The 1,944-nt window shown below is 48.0% G+C and carries 2 protein-coding genes; both read right to left on the bottom strand.

What is annotated here, in order from left to right; genetic code table 11:
- A partial coding sequence (locus tag HWQ67_RS17270; RefSeq protein WP_218253938.1) for a response regulator occupies nucleotides 1-1,669 on the bottom strand: 1,669 nt, incomplete at its 3' end.
- A gap of 33 nt (nucleotides 1,670-1,702) precedes the next feature.
- Nucleotides 1,703-1,944, bottom strand: a 242-nt coding sequence (locus HWQ67_RS17275; RefSeq protein ID WP_218253939.1) for a hypothetical protein, incomplete at its 5' end; no start/stop codon positions are given.

Genomic DNA, 1,944 nt, shown 5'->3' on the forward strand with positions numbered 1-1,944 from the left:
TATAAAGTAGCACGTCCGAGGTGTTTTTAGCAACCTTAATTCCCCTGCCGCAGAGGAGGTGGTTGTCTACGTTGAGAGTGCTTAACTTTGACACATCAAAGCCCTTTCCTTCGTCCGTTATAGTGGCAAGGAGGAAGTCCCCGCACTCTGCTGAACCACTGAAACCGGGAGTGTGTATTATGTTTAATTCAACCATTATCTTTTTATCGTTGTCCTTTTGCCTCTCCATCAGGTATGATTCATAGGTACCATTTGACGTAAGTTCCTGTTTCAACTCAAAATCGAGTTCCAGTGAGCCATGCTCATAGGCATTCATAATAATTTCGGAGAACGAGTTGATAAACAGTGCGCTACACCTGTCATTGACATGCAATTGCTGGAGATAGTTCTCAACCTCGGCTGTTACAGTCTGGACGTCGTCGAGGGTGCTGTTGGTGACCATCGTTTTGGAGCTGCAGTCCTTGTAGTCGAACTTGTTTAAAAGTATAAAGGTCACGTCATCGCCGGGGGTCGTGACGTGTTCGCTGAAGCGTTTATAGAGGTCGTCTTTAAAGTTGGAGGCCATAAAGTCTTTCGTCAGGAAATCCTGGTACAGGGTCTGACCGTTGTCGCACCAGCTCTCACTGAGTCCGTCGCTGGCGATGAGTATCCTGGTGAAGTCTGTCATGTCGTATGTGTCAATAGCGCCTGGTATGCGGTACTTCATAATGGGGATGTTGTTGCTCTTGATCTGGATCAGTTGACCGTCTCGCCTGAGTACCAGCATGGGGGGCATGGAGTACATGGAGGTGTGCATTTTGTAGTGGTTGAAGTCTATGTAGACGAAAGAGGCACAGACGATCTCCTCGTTGAGCAGCTCCTTGGCTATGAAGTCTGTGTAGAGGCGCAGGAATTCGCTGAAATCAAAGCAACCCTTGTCGATGGCTCCGTCTATGAGGTGGTTGACAAACGACGTCGTAAGGATGGAGGTTACCGATGCAGAGAGTCCCTTGCCCATGGCGTCAATGATGAATAGTATAATTTCGCCGGTGCTGAGTTCCCTGATGGAGTAACTGTCACCGCTGAGGATGTCCAGCGGCATGTAGTGGCTGTCGATACACCAGAGGCTACAGGCGTCGTCGTCGTCATTGATAGTGTTTATTCGTTTGAAGGTGAAGTCGTTTTTTATTATCCGCAGTTCCTTCAGGAAGGCCATCTCTTGTTGTGTGAAGTGGTATTTTTCTCTGTAGCGCAACAGTTCCAGTTCCTGTTGCTGGGTTTTTTGGGCCAGGTTTTCCATGACCATCTGTGAGACGGCAATCTCTATGGCTCTTAACAGATTTGGCACTATTATGGGTTTGGTGACAAACTGCGTAACGCCCTGATTTATTGCGTCGATCAGGAATTCCGAGTCTATAAAGCCGGTGATAAGGATTATGGGGGTCTTTCTGTCATCTACCCTGATACTCTTGATCAATTGGAGGCCGTTGACCTCCGGCATCAGGTAATCGGTCAGGATGAGGTCTACGTTGTTTTGCCGGTATTTTTCATATCCGTCCTTGCCGTCTTCGGCCAGGATGACGGTCTTAAACATTTTCTCAAGGCGATTGACCAGTTGGATTGGTCTCTCATCCTCTACGTACAGGGCTGTCAGCTCCCTGGTTATCTTAAGCAGGTTATCGTATTGCATATATGTAACTGACGTTAAGCCTGTAGTGAGTTACTATACGGCATTTATTATATCGAGGGCGTCTCTTTTAAGGTCCTGGATGTCTTCTACAGACATGTACAGTTGAACCGGCACCTTTGGGTGCATTTTTACCCAGGCTCCGATGTCCTTATAGAAACCCACGGCCCTTACGTTGTCGTAGCCCTCTCTGAGGTACTCGGCCAACAGCAGGATGGCGGCTAACGTGCGGGTGTCCTGACGTTCGTGTATGCTAACGTCTACGTAGTGATGATAGC

Origin of the sequence: Candidatus Magnetobacterium casense, from assembly GCF_019173545.1 — a bacterium.
GTDB classification, from domain to species: Bacteria; Nitrospirota; Thermodesulfovibrionia; order Thermodesulfovibrionales; family Magnetobacteriaceae; genus Magnetobacterium; species Magnetobacterium cryptolimnobacter.